Below are 1,343 nucleotides of genomic sequence, written 5' to 3' on the forward strand. Positions count from 1 at the left end.
GATTCATCACCATAACCCGTGCTAGACATTGAAAAAACGTAGATGTTCCTCTATCGTGAAAGTTGTCCTGACCATCACAAGATAGGAGGAAATCTACGTTGTCTAACCAGTTTACCACAGACTTAATCGGCCTTCCATCGTTTCAACTTTCCCATTGGGACAAAACGACTGAAACCGATTGGGTAGTGACTCTCACTCCCAATCCAGCCTCTCATCTGTGTCCTCTCTGCCTGAAAGAGAGCACCAATCATGCTCGCCCAGGGTACCGTCTTCTTCGTCACCGCTTTATTCCTTCATGGGGTACTGTCTGGGTACGTGTTCCTGTATATCGACAACGTTGCCACGATTGCCAGATCACCTGGACTCTCGAATGGGATGGAATTCCCTATCGAGGAACGGCTACTTTTGCGTTTCGTCAAATGGCCGTTGAGTTGTGTCAGAAGAGGGATTTGCTTAGCGTTTCCAAACAACTCGGAATCTGCTATACGACATTGGAACGGTGGTATTACCAACTGGCTCCTCAGCTTCTCGCTAAGCCCCAAGATCATCTTACGCCTACTATGGTCTGTCTGGACGAGTTTGCTCTCCAAAAAGGACACAAGTACGGTGTCAACCTCATGGATGCACAAAGCGGGCATATCTGGCAGGTTACAGAAGGGCGTTCACGTGAGCAGGTTCGTCAGGCTCTCATGAACTGGCCCTTTGCTACGCCTCCACAGGTTGTTGTGACAGACTTGGCTCCTGGAATGGCTGAGACGGTTCGCGGTGTTTGGAAGGATGCCACGGTAGTAGCGGACAAGTTCCACGTCATTCAGCTCTTCTCCAAATCGTTAGAAGCTGCTCGTAAACGTACCCGTTCGCGGGGAACTCATCGCCGGGGTAGACATGAACAACGTCTGCTCCACACACCTCCTGATAAACTGAAACCTGAGGAACAGGAGGAATTGAAAGCCTGGTTCGCTCAAGATCCCCATTTGGAACGCCTTTACAACGCTCTTCAGCACATGAGAACGGTATATGCAGCTCAGACAGAAGAGTCGGGAAAAGAAGCACTCCAACAATGGATAACCGAGCACCTCACATCTCCCACCTCTGCCGTCCGTTCGATTGCAAAAACAATCGTTCAATGGCGACAGTCGGTTCAGAATTATTTTTCGTTTCGAGTTACAAATGCTCCGATTGAAGGGACACACAACAAAGTGAAAGTCATCAAGCGACGAGCCTATGGGTATCGCAACATCGAGCGGTTCAAGATTCGAATTCGGCTGGAGTGTAAACCAGCCATATAAAAAAGTGAAAAACTACGCTAGAGGAAGATCAAGCACGTTTAATGGTGAAGAGCT

General features: G+C 48.8%; 1 protein-coding gene. It reads left to right on the forward strand.

Annotation, left to right across the window (positions count from 1 at the left end; translation table 11 throughout):
* Positions 1–98 precede the first annotated feature (98 nt).
* Positions 99–1,289 (forward strand): ISL3 family transposase, encoded by a 1,191-nt coding sequence (locus AC3WJN_RS25520; protein ID WP_081592107.1) that lies wholly within the window; start codon positions 99–101, stop codon positions 1,287–1,289.
* Positions 1,290–1,343: the final 54 nt, after the last annotated feature.

This window comes from Brevibacillus sp. FW306-2-1A-C05A (genome assembly GCF_058781555.1).